Genomic DNA, 15,184 nt, shown 5'->3' on the forward strand with positions numbered 1-15,184 from the left:
CCGATGGTACTGCAGGGGGGACCCTGTGGGAGAGTAGGACGCCGCCGAACAATTCTTCAGAAGAACCCCCATCCGGGTCCCGGATGGGGGTTCTTCGCGTTTTCAGGGACTCTTCGCGTTTCCGGGCCGGCTGCGGGGCGGAGCGACGGTCAACGCGCGCGGTAGGCCAGAGCTCCCGGCTGGTTGACTCTCCCATCGTGGGAGAGCCGAGGGTGGGGCACATGCACGTCGACGACAGGGTGCTGTGGAGCATCGGAGAGGTCGCGCGGAAGACCGGGCTGTCGGTGAAGCTCATCCGGCACTGGTCCGATCTCGGCCTCGTGCCACCGGCCCGACGCACGGCCGCCGGGTACCGGGTCTACGACGCGGAGTCCGTGGCCCGCCTGGAGCTGGCACGGACGCTGCGGGACCTCGGGCTCGGCCTGCCGGCTATCCGCGAAGTCCTCGACCGGGAGCACACCTTGGCGGAGGTGGCCGCGGTCCACGTCGACGTGCTGGAGACGCGGATCCGCCTGCTGCGCGCGCAACAGGCGGTCCTGCGCTCCGCCGCCCGTCGCGAAACCACTGCCGAAGGACTCGCCTTCATGAACCGCACCGCCCGACTGTCCGCTGCCGAACGCCGGAAGACCATCCACGAGTTCGTGACCGGGACGCTCGCCGGCCTGGACGTACCGACCTACCGCAGCGGCCTGCTGGCCGCCACCCCGGAGCTGCCCGACGACCCCACGGACGCGCAGGTCGACGCCTGGATCGAACTGGGCGAGCTGGTGGCCGATCCCGAACTGCGGGGCGCGATGCGGCGCATGGCGCAGTACGCGGCCGAACACGCCCCCGGCGAGCACGATGACGCCACACTCCAGGAGGCACGGCGGGTCACCGACTACTGGACGGGGCGGGTGGACGAGGCCGTCCGGGACGGGATCGCGCCGGACTCGCCCGCGGCGGAACCCGTTGTCGCGGCCGTCGTCGAGAAGTGGCTCCCCTCCCAGGCGCGGACCGTCGACGGGGTCCGCACCGACGGCGGGCCGGCCCGGAGCCTGCTGCTCGAACAACTCGGCATCGTCTCCGTCCCGTGCGTCGAGCGGTACTGGCAGCTGCTCTGCCTCATCAACGGCCAACCGGCGCGGCCGAGTCTGGAGACGGCGGGCAACTGGCTGAAGACCGCCCTGCGTGCCAATCCCGAACCCGGACGCCGCGCCGCCGATCTCGACGCGCTGTACGACTCCGGAGCCGAGGCCTGGGAGCCGGTGGGTCTGATCGCCGCCTGCGAGCGAGTCCTCCAGGCCGTGGGTGACCTTGTCAGCGCCGTCGACCCGAGCCGCCTCGACGGGCCGACGCCGTGCGCCGACTGGGACGTCCGCGCCTTGCTGGACCACCTGGTCTGGGAGAACCTGATGTGGGCCGGCCTGGCGGACGGGAGGCCCCGGTCCGATGCCGCCGCGGATCACCTGGGCGGTGATCATGTCGCGGCGTTCCGGACCGCCGCCCAGCGGACGCTCACGGCCTTTCGCCGGCCCGGCATGCTCGACCGGCGGTACGGGCCGGCGCCGGGCCGACGTCTCGTCGAGCAGCTGGTCATCGAAATGCTGGTCCACGGTTGGGACTTGGCCGAAGCCATCGGACACCCGCGCGACCTGGTCCCGGACATTGCGACGGTGGCCATGCCCGTGGTGCGGGAGATCTACGCGGGCCTGCCGCGGACGGAAGGCGGCTCCTTCGCCCCGTCCCGGCCCGCGCCCCACGACGCGACCGCCCTCGACCGCCTGGCCGCCCACCTCGGTCGCGCCGTCGCCTGAGCAACGGCGGGGGTGGACAAGACCCCGCCCGCTCGTTGGGGGCCAATGAGCGGGCGGGGATCAGCGGCAGGGCTCGTGCTTGCTGGTGGGCTTCGCGAACAGCTCTGCTGGTGCTGCGAGTTCGGTCAGTGCCAGCCGGTCCGGTGCGCGATCCACGTCCGGCCGATGGCGGCCATGGAGGCCTGGTAGCCGCGCAGGTACGGCACTCCCGGCGGGGCCGGGAGCCTGGAGTTCAGCTCCCAGTAGCCGGCCTGGGCCACCGCGAAGGAGGTGATCGCGTCCGGCGGGGCGGCAGCCCACGAGGCCACGGGTGCGAGCAGGGCTTCGGCCTGGGCTGGGGTATGGCCCGCGCGGATCAGCTGGGTGACGAGGAAGGCCGGGTCGATCCAGGCGGCGCCCTGGTGGAGGTAGGCCCAGTCGATGGCGAGGGCGTCGTCACCGCGCATGAGCATGTTGTCGGCGCGCAGGTCCGCGTGGAGGAGGCAGACCCCGGCGGATGCGGCGTGCCAGTCGCACTCGACGGCCGCGAGCTGCCCGATGTGCCGGGTGGACCACGGGTCGAGCTCGGCCTGCTGGTCGGCGAGAGCCCGCCAGCTGCGGGAGCCGCCCCCGAGGACGGAGACGATGGACGGGGCGTCGGGGATCGGCGACGGGCTGACCGCCCTGGGGAGTCGGTCGAGCAGCCGGACGACGGCGGGGAGGTCGGCCGACCCGGGGCCGAGGTCGGGGTGGCCGCCGCCGACGTCCTCGAAGGCCATCAGCAGCCATCCGCCGGCCTCCCAGGAGACGAGCATCCTCGGCACGGGGACCTGCCGGGTCAGGCTTCGGTTGATGGCTGCCTCGGCGGCGTACCTCCCGTGGACGGGGTGGTCGGTGGCGGCGCCCTTGAGGAACACGGCTCGGCCGTCGGCGAGGGTCGCGCGGACCGCGAGGCCAGGGCTGAACCCGCCGGCCTGGGTCCGGGCGCCGGTGACCGGTGCGCCGAGGTGGGTCTCGACGGACTCCTGTGCGGGGAGAGGGAGTTCATCCCAGGACGGCCTCACGGAGGTCGGGGAGCAGGGATCGTTCGGGGTCACGGTGACTTCCTGCGGCAGAGACAGGGGGCGGGATGGCGGTATCGCCGTCCCGCCCCCGTCGCGTGGTTCAGATGAGGTGGTCGAACTCGCCGGCCTTGGCGCTGAGGAGGAAGGCGCGGAGCTTGGTGGTCGAGGTGGTGACGATGACGGAGGGGTCGTCCGACTCGCGGAGGTAGCAGAGGTTGTCGGCGCCGTGGGCCAGTTCCAGACAGGAATTGCCGGCATCGCCGCCACTGAACGATGACTTCTGCCAGGAGAATCCAGCCATCCGAGGCGCCTCTCATGTTTGTAGGGTGTAGAGGAGATGTTGAAGAATCCCCCACGAGTTTCGCGAGTTGGCGGAAGCCGCTACGTCGACGGCCGGCAGTGCGATCTCGCTCAGCTGTTGGAACTTCCATTCGTACGCCGCAATGCTCTCAGGGTCGCTCTGGTGCTCGGCTCGCCCGGGTACATCCAGCAGGATGGTTGCGAGGTCAAGGCATCCGGGGTCGCACAGCACGAAGGGGCCTGACTGAGGAGGCTTCCTCGTAGCTGTGAAGGGGAGGACCTGGATGGTGACGTTGGGGCGTTCAGCCATGTTCAGCAGGTGGTCCAGCTGAGCCCTCATGACTTCCACACCAGGGAAGAGCATCCGCAGAGCTGCTTCATGGATGACGAATCGAAACTGCCGCTGCTCTTCGTTCTCCAGGATCCGCTGGCGGTCCATGCGGAACTGGATGGCCGTCGCCAGATCCCAATGCCCGTTGCGGTAGGCGTCCTTGTAGATGGCCTCGGCGTATTCAGGTAGTTGGAGCAGCCCGGGAACGTACAGAGTCTCGAAGTTGCGCAGAGTGACAGTTCGGTCTTCGAGTTCGGCCAGGTCGAGCGACAGGTCGGGCACCCGGCCCTTGTAGGTGCTCCACCAGCCTTTGCCGTTGCTGGCTCCGAGAGCGTGCAGCAGCGCGATGTAGGTCTCATCCGTGCACCCGTAGCCTTCGAGCAAGACCGAGAGTCGCTCCGGGTCGAGCGCCGTTCGAGCTGCCTCGATGTGGCTCAGCTGCGGGCCCGCGATGCCGATGAGGGCGCCGGCGTCCTTGACCGCCAGGCCTGCGGCCTCGCGCAACCTTCTCAGCTCAGCGCCGAACCGCCGCTGTCGCTCGCTGATTTGGGTCCTGAGTGCCAAGGGGGGTTCCTTCCGTGTCGGGCCAGTCTCCACCCACACGAGTGAGCTTAGCCAAGTTGGGGGAGACATCTCGGCGATCAGGTTGCACGTGTGTGACCGACGGTCCTACTCTCAGTGTTGCACCGATCACATGACGGAGTGTCTGCTTCGTCGATTCCCCTCTTCCTCCCTTGGGGTCTCTCATGCGTGCCTGCAACCTTCCGGACTGGTCCACCGCTCGTTCCGAGCTCTCCGACCTCCTCGTCTCGGCCGGGTGGCGACCGTCCGTCATCTCCGACGCCGAACTCGCCCTCCACGAAGTCTTCGTCAACGCCTGGCGGCACGGGGGCACCCTTGCCCCCATGGTCGTGCTGGCCCTCACCGGCCACCGTCTGCGGGTCTCGGTCACGGACAACAACCCGATCTTCCCCACCGTCCACCTCCCCACGGACCCGCTCGCCTCCTCCGGCCGGGGCCTCTTCCTCGTCCGTGCCCTCACCCACCGCCTCGGCGCCGAGCCCCGCAAGACGGGCAAGGTCGTCTGGTTCGAACTGGAGGCCTCCGCGTGAACCGCCGCCGCTTCCCCATGCAGCCCACCGACCCCCGCATCCGGGGCTACACCGAGGACCAGGTCCGCATCCTCCTCGCCGAACTCCAGGAGCGCGGCCGCGCGTTCGGCCTGATCTTCCCCTCCGCCACCACGGACACGACCATGGACGGCCGCGTCCTGGTCGCCTTCAACACGGCGCCGGCCTCGACGCTGATGAACCTCCTCACCCTCCTCTTCGACGCCGACCGCGAGCGCTCGTGCGGTTCCTGATCGCCGCCGCCTTCCTCTCCTTCCTCGCCCTGGCGTTCGCCACCGTCGCCCTGGGCGTCGTCACCACGCTCAAGCTTGCAAGGCCCGACCAAGAGGAGACCTGATGTGCCCGACCCCGTCCTCGACCCGGCCGCCGACCCCGACGTCCTCAACGCCCTCGCCGCCTCCCACTACGCCGTGGCCGCGGCCTTCAATGCGCTCTTCGGCGTCGCCGTCGCCCCGCCCGTCCCCGACGACTTCGACTGGCCCAAGCTCGAGCACTTCGTCCACGACCTCGGCTTCGCCGCCGACGACTCCGACACCGCCCTCAACCTCTACCGCCTGCTCTTCGCCGTCCAGCGCGTCGCCTACCGCGAGGCCGCCGGCCGTAACTCGCCCTGGCAGGCGACCCGGTTGCACCCCCGGGTCGTTTACGGAGGAGCGGGGCCGCAGTAGAGGTTCGTACCGGAGCCACCTGGCAGCATGTCCCCATGGACACAGTGGACTTCGGCGACTTCGGCGACTTCGTCGTTCGGCGCGGCACCGACGCGGACGCGGACGGGCTGACCGGTATCGACTCGGTCGCCCTCGAAGGCGACGAGGAGCGGGCGGCGAGCATCCGGCGGTGGTGCCGGCAGGCCCCGGGCCCGGTGCTCGTGGCCGAAGACGCGTCCGGGCTCCTCGGCTACTGCGTCACCGAGTACACGTTCTTCGAGCAGGGCTTCGTCACGATGCTGATGGTCTCGCCCGCCGCGCGCGGCAGGGGCGTCGGCCGCCGGCTGCTGGACGCCGCGGCGGCCTCCTGCGAGACCCCGAAGCTGTTCACCTCGACCAACGTCTCCAACCAGCCGATGCGACGGCTCCTGCACCGGGCCGGGTGGCAGCCGGTCGGCCTCGTCCAGGGCCTCGACGAGGGTGATCCGGAACTGTTCCACCTGTACCGGCCGCAGGCGTCCCGGCCGGGTCCTCCCTCGCGGACAGCGGCCGAGGCCGAGGCCGAGTCCGAGGCAGTGGCCCGCCTCGACAGCGCCTGGGAGTGGTGGGGCGCCGCCATCGAGGACGCCCAGGAGGGCCACTGGACCCGCACCCCCGTCGAGCGCCGGGTGATGGACGACCTCGCCGCCGCGACCGTCGGACTCGGGTACCTGGACCCGTCCGTCGAACTCCCCCTGCGCAACCGCCTCTGCCGCATCGCCACCTGGGCGGGCGCGGTGCGGCTCGCCGCCCGGGCCGGTGGGTGGGAGCTCGCCCCCGTCACCGGAGCGGCCCCGCCCCGCCCGGCGGGGATGGCCGAACTGCTCTCCGCCGTCCACGCGGTGGGCGAGCAGGGCGAGGCCTGGCTACGGCGGCTCCCCGCCGACGGCCCGCCGCCGCCCCGGGCGCTCGCCGGGTGCGAGACCTTCCTGTTCGGCCCGGGCTCGGCGGAGGACCTCCGCCAGTTCTTCTACGACTGAGCGCCCGGAGCACCCCGGAGCCACCCAGCACGGCCGCAGCCACGCACCGGCGCAGTGGACCCGGGTCCGGCTCCTGGACCGCTGGGACATCATGGGCCGAGGCGCGGCATCGGCGTTCCTCGGCGTGCGCTCGGGCCACCCGGGCTTCGGCATGATGGCCCTGGACAGCAGCGTGTACGTCTGCGCCTCGACGGGCGAGACCGGCGTCGACGTGCTCGCGGTGCGCGAGCCGGACCGCTCGGAGAACGTCCTGCGACACCTGGAGTGGATCGCGTGTCACGACGGTCGTTTCTCCGACCGCGAGGAACGAGAGCGTGCCGCCGCCTGGCTCGCCGCCCGCTCGGGAGGCCTTCCGGTCCCCTGACGGCGAGGTGATGGACAGCCGGGCTCCCGGGTGCGGACCATGAATTCCGGATGTGAGGCCGTGCGGGCGCGTGGACACCCCTGCGGTCATTGGAACTTCCACAGCTGGCTCGCGAGGTCGTCGGTGCAGGTGGTCATGGTGATGGGCTTGCCCCGCGCGCCGGCGGTCATGCAGTTGGTGCCGTCGCCCAGGGTGTACCCGCCCGAGGCGGCGGGCTGTACGGTCCACCGGTACGCGAAGTCGAGGCCGTTGCCGAGGGTCACCGCGTTGTTGAAGGGGGCGCCCCTGATCAGGCGGTAGCCTGCGGAGTTGCAGGCGTGGTACTCGTTCCAGTTGTCGTAGCTGACGACCCAGCCGTACTGCGTGGCGCCGCCCAGGACGACCGGGTTGCTCGCGTTCAGGTTGTCGTTGGCCAGCCCGATCGGCAGGCCGGACTGGACGCCGATGATGCGCGTCCAGTTGGTTCCGCCGCACTCCGCCGGGCGGGCCGGGGACTCCGGCGGCGGGGTGCTGCCGCCGCCGGGCTGTGCGGTGGTCCCGCCGGCGGAGTTCTGCGGCGGAGGCTGCGGGGCGGGGTTGTTGGTCACCGGGGGTTGCGGGGCGGGGGTGTTGGCCGGTGACTGGCGGGGCTGGGTGCCTCCGTTCTGTCCGGCGGTCGTGCCGCCGCTGTTGGCGCCTCCGTTGTTCGCGCCTCCGCCGTTGCCCGCGTTCGTACCCCCGTTGCCGCCGTTGCCCCCGTTGCCGCCGGAGGAGGCCGGCGGCACGGGCCGTTGCTGCTGCGGCGTCTGCTGGTCGGGGGTGGTCCCCGGCAGCTGGTCGCCCGCCGGGGTGGCGGCCGGGGTCTCGACGGGGGCACCGGTGTCCGGGACACCGGTGCCCCCGGGCGGCGGGGCGGTCACGGCGGTGGTCGACCGGCTTCCGGGCGCGGCGTCGGCGCTGAACGGGTTGCGGTCGACCAGCAGGGCGCCCGCCGTACCCAACGAGACGACGACCGGGATGATCACCGGTACCAGCAGGCGGCGCCGCCGCGAGCGGCGGCGGCTCTGCTCGGCCGTCTGCTGAGGGTCCGCCTGGACGACCGGGGACACCTTCACGACCAGTTCGGCCGTGGGGACCGGCTCGTTCCGCGGAGCGGGGCCCGCACCGCCCGCCCTCGGGGCGCTCTTCCACAGCCTGACCGGCCGCTGTGCGGCCTCACCGACCGGCAGTCCGACCGCCGCTCGTGCCGCCGCCGCCATCTCGGCGGCGCTCTCGTACCGGTCCTCCGGCGCCTTGGACAGGGCCTTGGCGACCAGCGCCCGGACGGCCGGCGGGAAGGTGTCCGGCAGCTCCGGCGCCGGCTCGTTGACGTGCTTGTACGCGACCTGCATGGCGCGTCCGCCCTCGAACGGCAGCTTCCCGACCAGCAGTTCGTAACAGACGACCCCCATCGAGTAGAGGTCGGCGGCGGGTGTGACGGGGTTGTCGGGAGAAGGGTCGACCTGTTCGGGGGAGGCGTAGGAGGCGGTGCCGATGAATCCGTTCGACGTGGTGAGTTTGGAGTCGGCGATCGCCAGGGCGAGGCCGAAGTCGGCGACGAGCACGGCGCCGTCCTCGCGCACCAGCAGGTTGGACGGTTTGACGTCGCGGTGGACGATGGCGGACTGGTGGACGGCCTGGAGGGCGTCCAGTGCGGTGGCCACCATGGCCAGGGCCCGCTCGGGCGGCATCGGCCCTTCGTCCTTCTGCACCGCGCTGAGCGGCCGGCCCTCGACCAGGTCCATCACGATGTAGGCGTAGCGCGGGCCGGTGTCGGCGCCCTTCGGGCTGTCGGTGCCCTTCGGGCCGTCGGCGCCGTCCGTACTGTCGGTGCTCTCCGTGCCGTCGGTGCCCTCCGCGCCGCTCTCCCCGTAGTCGTGGACGCCCACGACGCCCGGGTGGCCGATTCCGGTGACGGCCTTCGCCTCCCGGCGGAAACGCTCGGTGGCGGTCGGATCCTCCAGCAGGCCCGGGTTGAGCACCTTGACGGCGATGTCCTGTTCCGTGACGGCGTCCCGGGCGCGCCAGACCGTCCCCATCCCGCCACGGCCGAGCTGCTCCAGCAGCCGGTACCGGTGGTTGAGGACGGTGTCCTTGTCGATCATGCCCCTACCCCCTGGTGTGTCATGACCCCGCCCCCGGAAGGGCGTCGGTGCACAGTGTGTGCCAGACGGCGAGGCAGCCTCAATGGTCTTTTTACACACGGGGGTTGAATGTTTCGGAACTGTCGCGCGGGGCGGCTCCGGCCGGGCAGGGATCCGGATCCCTCAAGGACACCCCGGGGTGCCTGGCTCGTGGCGGAGCAGCGCCGCGCGGCCCCGGCCGGAGGAAAACCGCGGGACAGCCCGGGCCGGTCTCCGGTACGAAGACCCGGTGAGACTGCGAACGAAGATCCACCGGGTGCGGCTCGGCCGGGACGAGTACCGGGTGGTCACCCCGGCCCGGCCGCCCACCGGGGCCTTCCTCCACGCCGGCCCGGGCAGCACGTACATGCACCTGCACCTCGACCGGCAGGGCGCCGAGGACCTGGCCACCGCCTGGGCCCTGGCGGCCCGCTCCCGGCGCTCCCTGGTGCACCTGCCGCTGCGGGCCAACGCCGGTCCGGCCGGGCTGGGCGACGTCCCGTCCGAGGACCGGCTGGACCTGCTGCTGGTCCACCACGGCCTGGGCTTCCCCGCGTCGCGCTGGAAGGAGGTCCGGGCGCGGCTCGGCGCCGGGACGCCGCACACCGTCGACCTGCCGGTGACGGACTTCCCGTCCGACGAGGAGATCGACTACGAACGCCACCACTTCGCCGGTTGGCGGGACCGGCTCCGCTTCTCCGGGGCCGCCCACACACTGGTGGTCACCGGCAGCCCCACGGCCTTCCGCTGGTCGGGCTCCCAGCTCCACGAGTTCACCCGCGAGGCCCCCGGGTGGCGCTTCGGGTGGCGCCCCGACGAGCACTACTGCATCGAGCTCGACCACGAGGGCTGGGGCTCCGGGCGGGCGGCCAAGGGCGTTCCGGCGAGCCTGCACATCGTCTACGCCCACCGCTGGCAAGCCGGGTGAGCAGGAAGTCGGCCCGGCCGACTTCCTGCTCCGCCCCGCCTCACTCCTTGGGCGCGAGCGGGGCCAGCGGCAGGGCGACCCGGCTGTCCCAGGCCTGCTCCAGTGCGCGGGTGAACATTTCCGCGGGCTGGGCGCCCGAGACGCCGAGGCGCCGGTCCAGGACGAAGAACGGCACGCCCGTCGCCCCCATGGCGCTCGCCGTGGTCTCGTCCTCGCGCACCGCCTCCGCGTAGGCCTCCGGGTCGGCCAGGACGGCCGCGGCCGCCTCGCCGTCCAGTCCGGCCTCGACCGCCAGCTCGACCAGCCGGCCCTCCTCGAAGGCCGACCGCTCCTCGGCGAAGTTCGCCCGGTACAGCGCGTCCAGCAGCTGCCCCTGCCGGCCGTGCTCCTCGGCGAAGTGCAGCAGCCGGTGCATGTCGAAGGAGTTCGCCGCGTCGCGCCCCTCGCGCAGGTACGGCAGGCCCTCGGCGTGCGCGTTCTCGGCGATCCGGGCCTCCGCCGCCTCGGCCTGCTCCAGGCTCATCCCGTACTTGGCGGCGAGCAGCGGTACGACCGGACGGGCCTCGTGCGGCGCCCTCGGGTCCAGCTCGAAGGAGCGGTGGACGACCTCCACCTCCTCGCGGTGCGGGAACGCCGCCAAGGCCTGCTCGAACCGGGCCTTGCCGATGTAGCACCAGGGGCAGTTGATGTCGGTCCAGATCTCCACGCGCACGGCGCCGCACTCCTTCCAGCCTCGCGGGGACCTCCCGCGCCTGCTCCTGCCGGAACGCCCCCGTCCACCTGAATATTTCTCTCACTGAACTATTCGGGCCGGCCGGTCGGCGGCCTCCTGCCTCAGCGCCGGTCCCAGGCCTCGCGCTGGGCGGGCACGGTGGGGATGACGGCGACGGCCTCGGCGTAGTGGCCGTGCCTGGTCAGGATCTGGGCGATCGCCCGGTGGGCCTCGCGCTCGGTGGACGACCGGAGCAGGTCGAGGGCCTCGTCCGGCCGGCCGTCCAGATCCAGCAGCCAGGCCAGCGTGGTGTCCCACTGGCCGGGCTCCCGCTCGCTCAGGGCCCGCGCCTCCGCGATGCCCTCGGCGTAGCGCCCGGCCTTCGCGAGCAGGCGCAGCCGGGTGTAGCCCAGGACGTCGGCATGCGCCTCGACGTACGCGGCGCCGAGGCCGTCCACGAGCTCCAGCGCGCGCTCCGGGCTGCCCGCCCTGATCAGCAGGTCGATCGCCTCGTGGAGGAGGCTCCCTTCGGCGTCCTCGTACGTGGGCCGTCCGACGTCGACGACCTCGTCGAGGCGCCCCTGGCGGGCGAGGAAGGCCATGAGGCGTCGGCGAGTGTACTCGGCGTCTGTTGCCAGGGCCTCGTGCAGGACGGCTTCGGCCTCCCGGAGCTCGCCCTGCTCCTCCAGCGCCTTCGCGTACTGGTTCAGGGCGAGCCCCGCGTGCTCGCCGGTGGCCAGCTCGCGCAGCTGCTCGAACCGGCCCTGGTCGGCGAGGAGTTCCGCGTACCGCCAGGCGACGCCCGGGACGGCGGGCAGGACCGGGCCCAGCCGCCGGATCGCCTCGTCCGCCCGGCCCATGCGCTCCAGGACGCGGCTGTACTTCACCAGCACCTCCGACGGCTGGTGCCGGCACTCGCGCCGACCCCCGGCCGCGGAGCACCGGCAGTCCGCCGCGCCGCCCAGGGCCCGTTCGGCGCACGGGGCGAGCAGCTCCAGGACACGGGAGTCACGGTTCTCCCCCCTGGTCAGATCGACCAGGGACTCCAGGATCCAGGGCTCCCCGAGGTGGGGCGTGAGCACCTCGATGGCCTCGTCCACCCGCCCGGCCTCCACCAGCGCCCCGGCGAACCAGCGGCAGTCGAACGCCGACTCCAGGCCGGCCGCGTCCGGACGCACCAGCGCCAGCCCCTCCTCGATCCGGCCCTGCCGGACCAGGATCGAGGCGGACTCCCGTACGGCGAACGGCCAGCCGACCGCGACGAACGGCTCCAGGACCGTCAGGGCCCGTTCGAACTCCCCCGCCTCGCACAGCTCACCGACCGCCACCTCGGCGCAGAACCACTCACCGCGGTCCCGTGCGGTCTCGATCAGCAACTCCAACTGCCCCTGTCGGGCCAGGTATTCCGCCATGGCGGGCTCTATCCCGCCGTCGAACTGCCGCTGCCAGGCGAGATCGTCAAGATTCACCGGGCCAGGCTAGGCGACGGGGCGACGTCCTGCCCGGAGATAATCGACGGATGCCCGAAACCTTCGTTGACCTGGGATTCGTCACCGCGCCCTCCGGGGTGGTGGTGCTCGGCATGGCCACCTGGATCGACTACTGGCGGGAGCTGGGGGATCCGTTGCCGGTGCGGGCCGCGGCGGCGGCGAAGACGGGAGGCGGTCACCTGCGGGACGAGGAGTGCGAGGCGGTCGCCGTCCCGGCCGCCGCCGACCGGCCGCTGGCGGTGCGGGCCACCACCGAGCCCTCGGCCTTCGACGAGGAGCCGACGATCGCGACGCTGGAGATCGCCCTCGGCCTGCCCTGGCCGGAGGGTGCGGAGGGCCCGGTGCTGCTCGGGGACCTGCCGGTCGATCGGAGCGGCATGGTGGTCGGCGACGCCGTCGGGCTGGACGCGTGGACGAGCCTGGACGACGAACCGGCCGACGGGCTCGCCGACCTCTCCTACTGGGGACGGTACGAGGCCGATGCCCATGCGCGGTTCGGCGGCGAACGGATGCCCGCGCTCTACGGCGACGGGGGGCCGTACGGGTGGCTCGACCTCCCGGTGGCGGAGGCGGTCGCGCTGGAGGCCGAGATCAGCACCTGGCGGGGCGGCCTGCCCGGCAGGGGAGTGGCCACCTCGGTGGAGAAGCACGTCGACTACTTCACCTTCCGGCGGGCCGGCCTGCACCACCCGCTGCATGTGGGCGCGATCGAGGTCGGCGGCTGCCAGGTGCTCGGGATCGACTGGTGCCAGGGCGACCACGCGGTCCGGCACCACGGCGGGCGGGACTGGGGCCAGGCCTTCCCGGTCACCCTCGAAGCCGACGGGGCGGGCGGGACGGTCCTGCGCTGGACCATCCCGCCCTACGGCGAGGACGAGGACGAGGGAGACGCCTGAGGAAGGAGGCCCGCCGTGTCCGGCTACGGGGCCGGGACCCAGCCCGGGACGGTGGGCAGCACCGTCTCGGCGAGCCGGGTCAGGGTCGCCTCGTCGGGCGTCAGGCCGTCGTCGCGGAAGACGACGACCTCGAAGGCCCGTCCGCCGGGCGCCGCCGGGTCCTGGGCGACGACGATGTTCCGCGTGGCGGGGCCGAGCTTCCCGCCGGGGATGACCGATGTCGCGTTGGACCAGTAGGTCGCGGCGGGGTGGCCGAGGACGGTGGCCGGCCAGGTGTAGACCCGCCGCATGTCGCGCGTGTCCTCGAGCGAGGTGCTGCTGTCCAGCAGGCTCACGACGGTGTGGGTGAGCCGCACCTCCGCCATGACGTCCGTGCCGAAGGTGATCGGCGCCGGCTGCGCGACGGTGACGCGGTCCTCGGGCGTGCCCAGCAGGGCCGGGAGGTCGGGGCGGTTGAGCGCCGCGCAGAGCGCCGGGTAGCCCGGCTTGTCGGTGGGGCGGGGCGCGGCGCACTCGGCCGGCTTTCCGGGGCCGCCCGGCTCGTGCCCCGGCTTCGGGAGGTGGAGGAACCCCAGCCCCCACAGGCCGCCCAGGAGGGCGACGGCCAGGGCCGCCGCGGCCGCCGTCCGGAGGCCCGGTCGGCCGCCGCGCTTCCAGGCGCCGGCGCCGGCACCGGCGCCGTCGGCGGTGCCGGTCGTCGCGTCGCCGTCGGTCGTTCCGGCGATGTCGGCGATGTCGGCTGTGTTTGCGGCGTCGGTGGTGTCGGCCGCGTCGGACGCCATTCCTGGATCCCCCCGTTCGAGTGGCCCGCCCCGGGCACCCGAGGGCCCCATGAGCCGGGCCGATGGTAGCGCCGGCCGTGGTGCCGGGCGGATCAGGCCCGGGCCGACCGGTTCTCCGCCGTCGGGTCCCAGAGCCCGGCGGCCTCGCCGCGCTCCAGGTGGTCGGCGTAGACGGCGGTCTTCCAGGCGATCAGCGAGCGGCACTCCTCCAGCTCCCGGATCCGCTCGTCGACCCGTTGCCGGTGGGCGTCGAGCAGCCGCAGCCGTTCGGCCTCGTTGCCCGGGCCCTGCCGGACCAGTTCGGCGAAGCGGCGCAGGTCGGCGAGCGGCATGCCGGACTCGCGGAGCCTGACGCAGATCTCCAGCCACCGCACGTCCAGCACGGCGTACCGCCGTCGCCCGCCCGCCGTGCGCCGCACCGGGCCGACCAGCAGCCCCTCGCGCTCGTAGAAGCGCAGGGCGTGCACGCTGAGCCCGGTGCGTTCGGCCACCTCGCCGATGCTGAGTTCCGTCATGTCGTCAGAGCATAGGAAGAACGCGGGAGCCGGGCTTGATCTAGACCGCGCTCCACTTCCTACGGTCATCGCCATGACCACCACTCAGCTCCAGCGCCAGCAGCAGCCGATCGGCTCGCCCTTCTCCGCCGCCACCGCCGCCGAGGAGGTCCTGGCGGGCCTCGACCTCTCCGGCCGCACCGCCGTCGTCACCGGCGGCTACTCCGGCCTCGGCCTGGAGACCACCCGGGCGCTGGCCGCCGCCGGGGCCGAGGTGATCGTCCCGGCCCGCCGCCCGGACACCGCCCGCGCCGCGCTCGCCGGAACCGGGAGCCGGATCGTCCCGATGGACCTCGCCGACCCGGCGAGCGTCCGCGCCGCCGCCGGGCTGGTCCGCGAGACCACGGACCGCCTCGACCTGCTGTTCGCCGTCGCCGGGGTCATGGCCACCCCCGAGCGGCGCGTCGGGCCGGGCTGGGAGGGGCAGTTCGCCGCCAACCACCTCGGGCACTTCCTGCTCGCCTGCGAGCTGTACCCGCTGCTGGCCGCCGCCCCGGACGGCGCCCGCGTCGTCGTCAACAGCTCGGCCGGGCACTTCCTGACGGACATCCGGCGGCACGACCCGCACTTCCGCACCGGCTACGACAAGTGGCTGGCGTACGGCCAGTCCAAGACCGCCAACGCCCTGTTCGCGGTGCACCTCGACGCGCTCGGACGGGCGGACGGCGTCCGGGCGTTCGCGCTCCACCCCGGGAAGATCATCACCGGGCTCCAGCGGGAGATGACCCGGCAGGAGCAGGTCGAGCGCGGCTGGGTGGACGAGCGGGGCACCGTGATCGGCGCGGACTTCAAGTCCCCTTCCCAGGGCGCCGCCACCGGCCTGTGGGCGGCCACCTCGCCGCTGCTCGACGGTCTGGGCGGGCTCTACCTGGAGGACTGCGAGGTCGCGCGCCCCGCCGGCCAGGACACCCCGATGGACGACGGCGGCGTCCGCCCGTACGCCGTCGACCCGGGCGGGGCGGCCCGCCTCTGGGAGCTCTCGCTGGCCGCGACCGGCGCCACCCCGGTGCCCCGCTGAGCCGCCGAACACGGAGCGGGAAGTCGGCCCGGC

17 protein-coding genes are annotated in these 15,184 nt (G+C 72.9%); 9 read left to right on the plus strand and 8 right to left on the minus strand.

Annotated features, from left to right (window positions below):
* Window positions 1–221 precede the first annotated feature (221 nt).
* Entirely contained in the window at window positions 222–1,796 is a 1,575-nt protein-coding gene (locus ACLWS4_RS24440; protein ID WP_416875215.1) for a TIGR03086 family metal-binding protein, read from the plus strand.
* Window positions 1,797–1,921: 125 nt separating this feature from the next.
* Here the strand turns inward: ACLWS4_RS24440 and ACLWS4_RS24445 are convergent, their stop codons facing one another.
* The 3 genes from ACLWS4_RS24445 to ACLWS4_RS24455 all read right to left on the minus strand — a co-directional run bounded on the left by ACLWS4_RS24445 (window position 1,922) and on the right by ACLWS4_RS24455 (window position 4,034).
* On the minus strand, window positions 1,922–2,872 hold the full coding sequence (locus tag ACLWS4_RS24445; RefSeq protein ID WP_416875216.1) for a phosphotransferase: 951 nt from the start codon (window positions 2,870–2,872) through the stop codon (window positions 1,922–1,924).
* Between the two features lie 67 nt (window positions 2,873–2,939).
* Window positions 2,940–3,140: a DUF397 domain-containing protein gene (locus ACLWS4_RS24450; protein WP_049653129.1), complete on the minus strand. Its 201-nt coding sequence runs from the start codon at window positions 3,138–3,140 to the stop codon at window positions 2,940–2,942.
* 12 nt (window positions 3,141–3,152) lie between these two features.
* Window positions 3,153–4,034 carry a helix-turn-helix domain-containing protein gene (locus tag ACLWS4_RS24455; protein ID WP_380781476.1) on the minus strand — a complete coding sequence of 294 codons (882 nt, stop codon included), beginning with the start codon at window positions 4,032–4,034 and terminating at the stop codon, window positions 3,153–3,155.
* A gap of 182 nt (window positions 4,035–4,216) precedes the next feature.
* Here ACLWS4_RS24455 and ACLWS4_RS24460 point away from each other — a divergent pair, with 182 nt between their 5' ends.
* The 5 genes from ACLWS4_RS24460 (at window position 4,217) to ACLWS4_RS24480 (ending at window position 6,630) form a co-directional block, all read left to right on the plus strand.
* Window positions 4,217–4,582 carry an ATP-binding protein gene (locus ACLWS4_RS24460; protein ID WP_416875217.1) on the plus strand — a complete coding sequence of 122 codons (366 nt, stop codon included), beginning with the start codon at window positions 4,217–4,219 and terminating at the stop codon, window positions 4,580–4,582.
* A complete protein-coding gene (locus tag ACLWS4_RS24465) occupies window positions 4,579–4,833 on the plus strand; it encodes a hypothetical protein (protein ID WP_049653135.1) in 255 nt (84 codons plus the stop codon). Before ACLWS4_RS24460 ends, ACLWS4_RS24465 begins: the two co-directional genes overlap by 4 nt.
* A 105-nt stretch (window positions 4,834–4,938) precedes the next feature.
* On the plus strand, window positions 4,939–5,268 hold the full coding sequence (locus tag ACLWS4_RS24470) for a hypothetical protein (protein WP_416875218.1): 330 nt from the start codon (window positions 4,939–4,941) through the stop codon (window positions 5,266–5,268).
* Window positions 5,269–5,303: 35 nt separating this feature from the next.
* Window positions 5,304–6,266 carry a GNAT family N-acetyltransferase gene (locus tag ACLWS4_RS24475; RefSeq protein ID WP_416875219.1) on the plus strand — a complete coding sequence of 321 codons (963 nt, stop codon included), beginning with the start codon at window positions 5,304–5,306 and terminating at the stop codon, window positions 6,264–6,266.
* 91 nt (window positions 6,267–6,357) lie between these two features.
* Window positions 6,358–6,630 (plus strand): hypothetical protein, encoded by a 273-nt coding sequence (locus tag ACLWS4_RS24480; RefSeq protein ID WP_416875220.1) that lies wholly within the window; start codon window positions 6,358–6,360, stop codon window positions 6,628–6,630.
* 86 nt (window positions 6,631–6,716) lie between these two features.
* Here the strand turns inward: ACLWS4_RS24480 and ACLWS4_RS24485 are convergent, their stop codons facing one another.
* Complete coding sequence (locus ACLWS4_RS24485) at window positions 6,717–8,753, minus strand: serine/threonine protein kinase (protein ID WP_416875221.1); 2,037 nt, start codon at window positions 8,751–8,753, stop codon at window positions 6,717–6,719.
* Window positions 8,754–9,021: 268 nt separating this feature from the next.
* On the opposite strand from ACLWS4_RS24485, the gene ACLWS4_RS24490 reads away from it, so the two are divergent.
* Window positions 9,022–9,699, plus strand: a complete 678-nt coding sequence (locus ACLWS4_RS24490) for a hypothetical protein (RefSeq protein ID WP_416875222.1) — start codon at window positions 9,022–9,024, stop codon at window positions 9,697–9,699.
* A gap of 40 nt (window positions 9,700–9,739) precedes the next feature.
* On the opposite strand, the gene ACLWS4_RS24495 is transcribed toward ACLWS4_RS24490, so the two are convergent.
* Both ACLWS4_RS24495 and ACLWS4_RS24500 read right to left on the minus strand, forming a co-directional pair.
* Entirely contained in the window at window positions 9,740–10,411 is a 672-nt protein-coding gene (locus ACLWS4_RS24495) for a DsbA family oxidoreductase (RefSeq protein WP_416875223.1), read from the minus strand.
* 122 nt (window positions 10,412–10,533) lie between these two features.
* Window positions 10,534–11,880 carry a hypothetical protein gene (locus tag ACLWS4_RS24500; protein ID WP_416875224.1) on the minus strand — a complete coding sequence of 449 codons (1,347 nt, stop codon included), beginning with the start codon at window positions 11,878–11,880 and terminating at the stop codon, window positions 10,534–10,536.
* A 50-nt stretch (window positions 11,881–11,930) separates the two neighbouring features.
* On the opposite strand from ACLWS4_RS24500, the gene ACLWS4_RS24505 reads away from it, so the two are divergent.
* Entirely contained in the window at window positions 11,931–12,797 is an 867-nt protein-coding gene (locus ACLWS4_RS24505) for a hypothetical protein (protein WP_416875225.1), read from the plus strand.
* Window positions 12,798–12,820: 23 nt separating this feature from the next.
* Here the strand turns inward: ACLWS4_RS24505 and ACLWS4_RS24510 are convergent, their stop codons facing one another.
* Window positions 12,821–13,579, minus strand: coding sequence for a DUF6215 domain-containing protein (locus ACLWS4_RS24510; protein WP_416875226.1), 759 nt, complete (start codon window positions 13,577–13,579; stop codon window positions 12,821–12,823).
* 92 nt (window positions 13,580–13,671) lie between these two features.
* Window positions 13,672–14,094, minus strand: a complete 423-nt coding sequence (locus ACLWS4_RS24515) for a MerR family transcriptional regulator (protein ID WP_117489226.1) — start codon at window positions 14,092–14,094, stop codon at window positions 13,672–13,674.
* A 73-nt stretch (window positions 14,095–14,167) separates the two neighbouring features.
* Here ACLWS4_RS24515 and ACLWS4_RS24520 point away from each other — a divergent pair, with 73 nt between their 5' ends.
* Window positions 14,168–15,151, plus strand: coding sequence for an oxidoreductase (locus ACLWS4_RS24520; RefSeq protein WP_416875227.1), 984 nt, complete (start codon window positions 14,168–14,170; stop codon window positions 15,149–15,151).
* Window positions 15,152–15,184 lie beyond the last annotated feature (33 nt).

It is taken from the genome of Kitasatospora sp. SC0581 (assembly GCF_048159585.1).
Taxonomy (GTDB): domain Bacteria; phylum Actinomycetota; class Actinomycetes; order Streptomycetales; family Streptomycetaceae; genus Kitasatospora.

Bases quoted from the DNA above. Each gene is read 5' to 3' on its own strand.
- ACLWS4_RS24485 (WP_416875221.1), bottom strand. From the start codon at position 8,753: ATGATCGACAAGGACACCGTCCTCAACCACCGGTACCGGCTGCTGGAG.
- ACLWS4_RS24515 (WP_117489226.1), bottom strand. From the start codon at position 14,094: ATGACGGAACTCAGCATCGGCGAGGTGGCCGAACGCACCGGGCTCAGC.
- ACLWS4_RS24480 (WP_416875220.1), top strand. From the start codon at position 6,358: ATGGGCCGAGGCGCGGCATCGGCGTTCCTCGGCGTGCGCTCGGGCCAC.
- ACLWS4_RS24450 (WP_049653129.1), bottom strand. From the start codon at position 3,140: ATGGCTGGATTCTCCTGGCAGAAGTCATCGTTCAGTGGCGGCGATGCC.
- ACLWS4_RS24475 (WP_416875219.1), top strand. From the start codon at position 5,304: ATGGACACAGTGGACTTCGGCGACTTCGGCGACTTCGTCGTTCGGCGC.
- ACLWS4_RS24460 (WP_416875217.1), top strand. From the start codon at position 4,217: ATGCGTGCCTGCAACCTTCCGGACTGGTCCACCGCTCGTTCCGAGCTC.
- ACLWS4_RS24505 (WP_416875225.1), top strand. From the start codon at position 11,931: ATGCCCGAAACCTTCGTTGACCTGGGATTCGTCACCGCGCCCTCCGGG.
- ACLWS4_RS24510 (WP_416875226.1), bottom strand. From the start codon at position 13,579: ATGGCGTCCGACGCGGCCGACACCACCGACGCCGCAAACACAGCCGAC.
- ACLWS4_RS24440 (WP_416875215.1), top strand. From the start codon at position 222: ATGCACGTCGACGACAGGGTGCTGTGGAGCATCGGAGAGGTCGCGCGG.
- ACLWS4_RS24520 (WP_416875227.1), top strand. From the start codon at position 14,168: ATGACCACCACTCAGCTCCAGCGCCAGCAGCAGCCGATCGGCTCGCCC.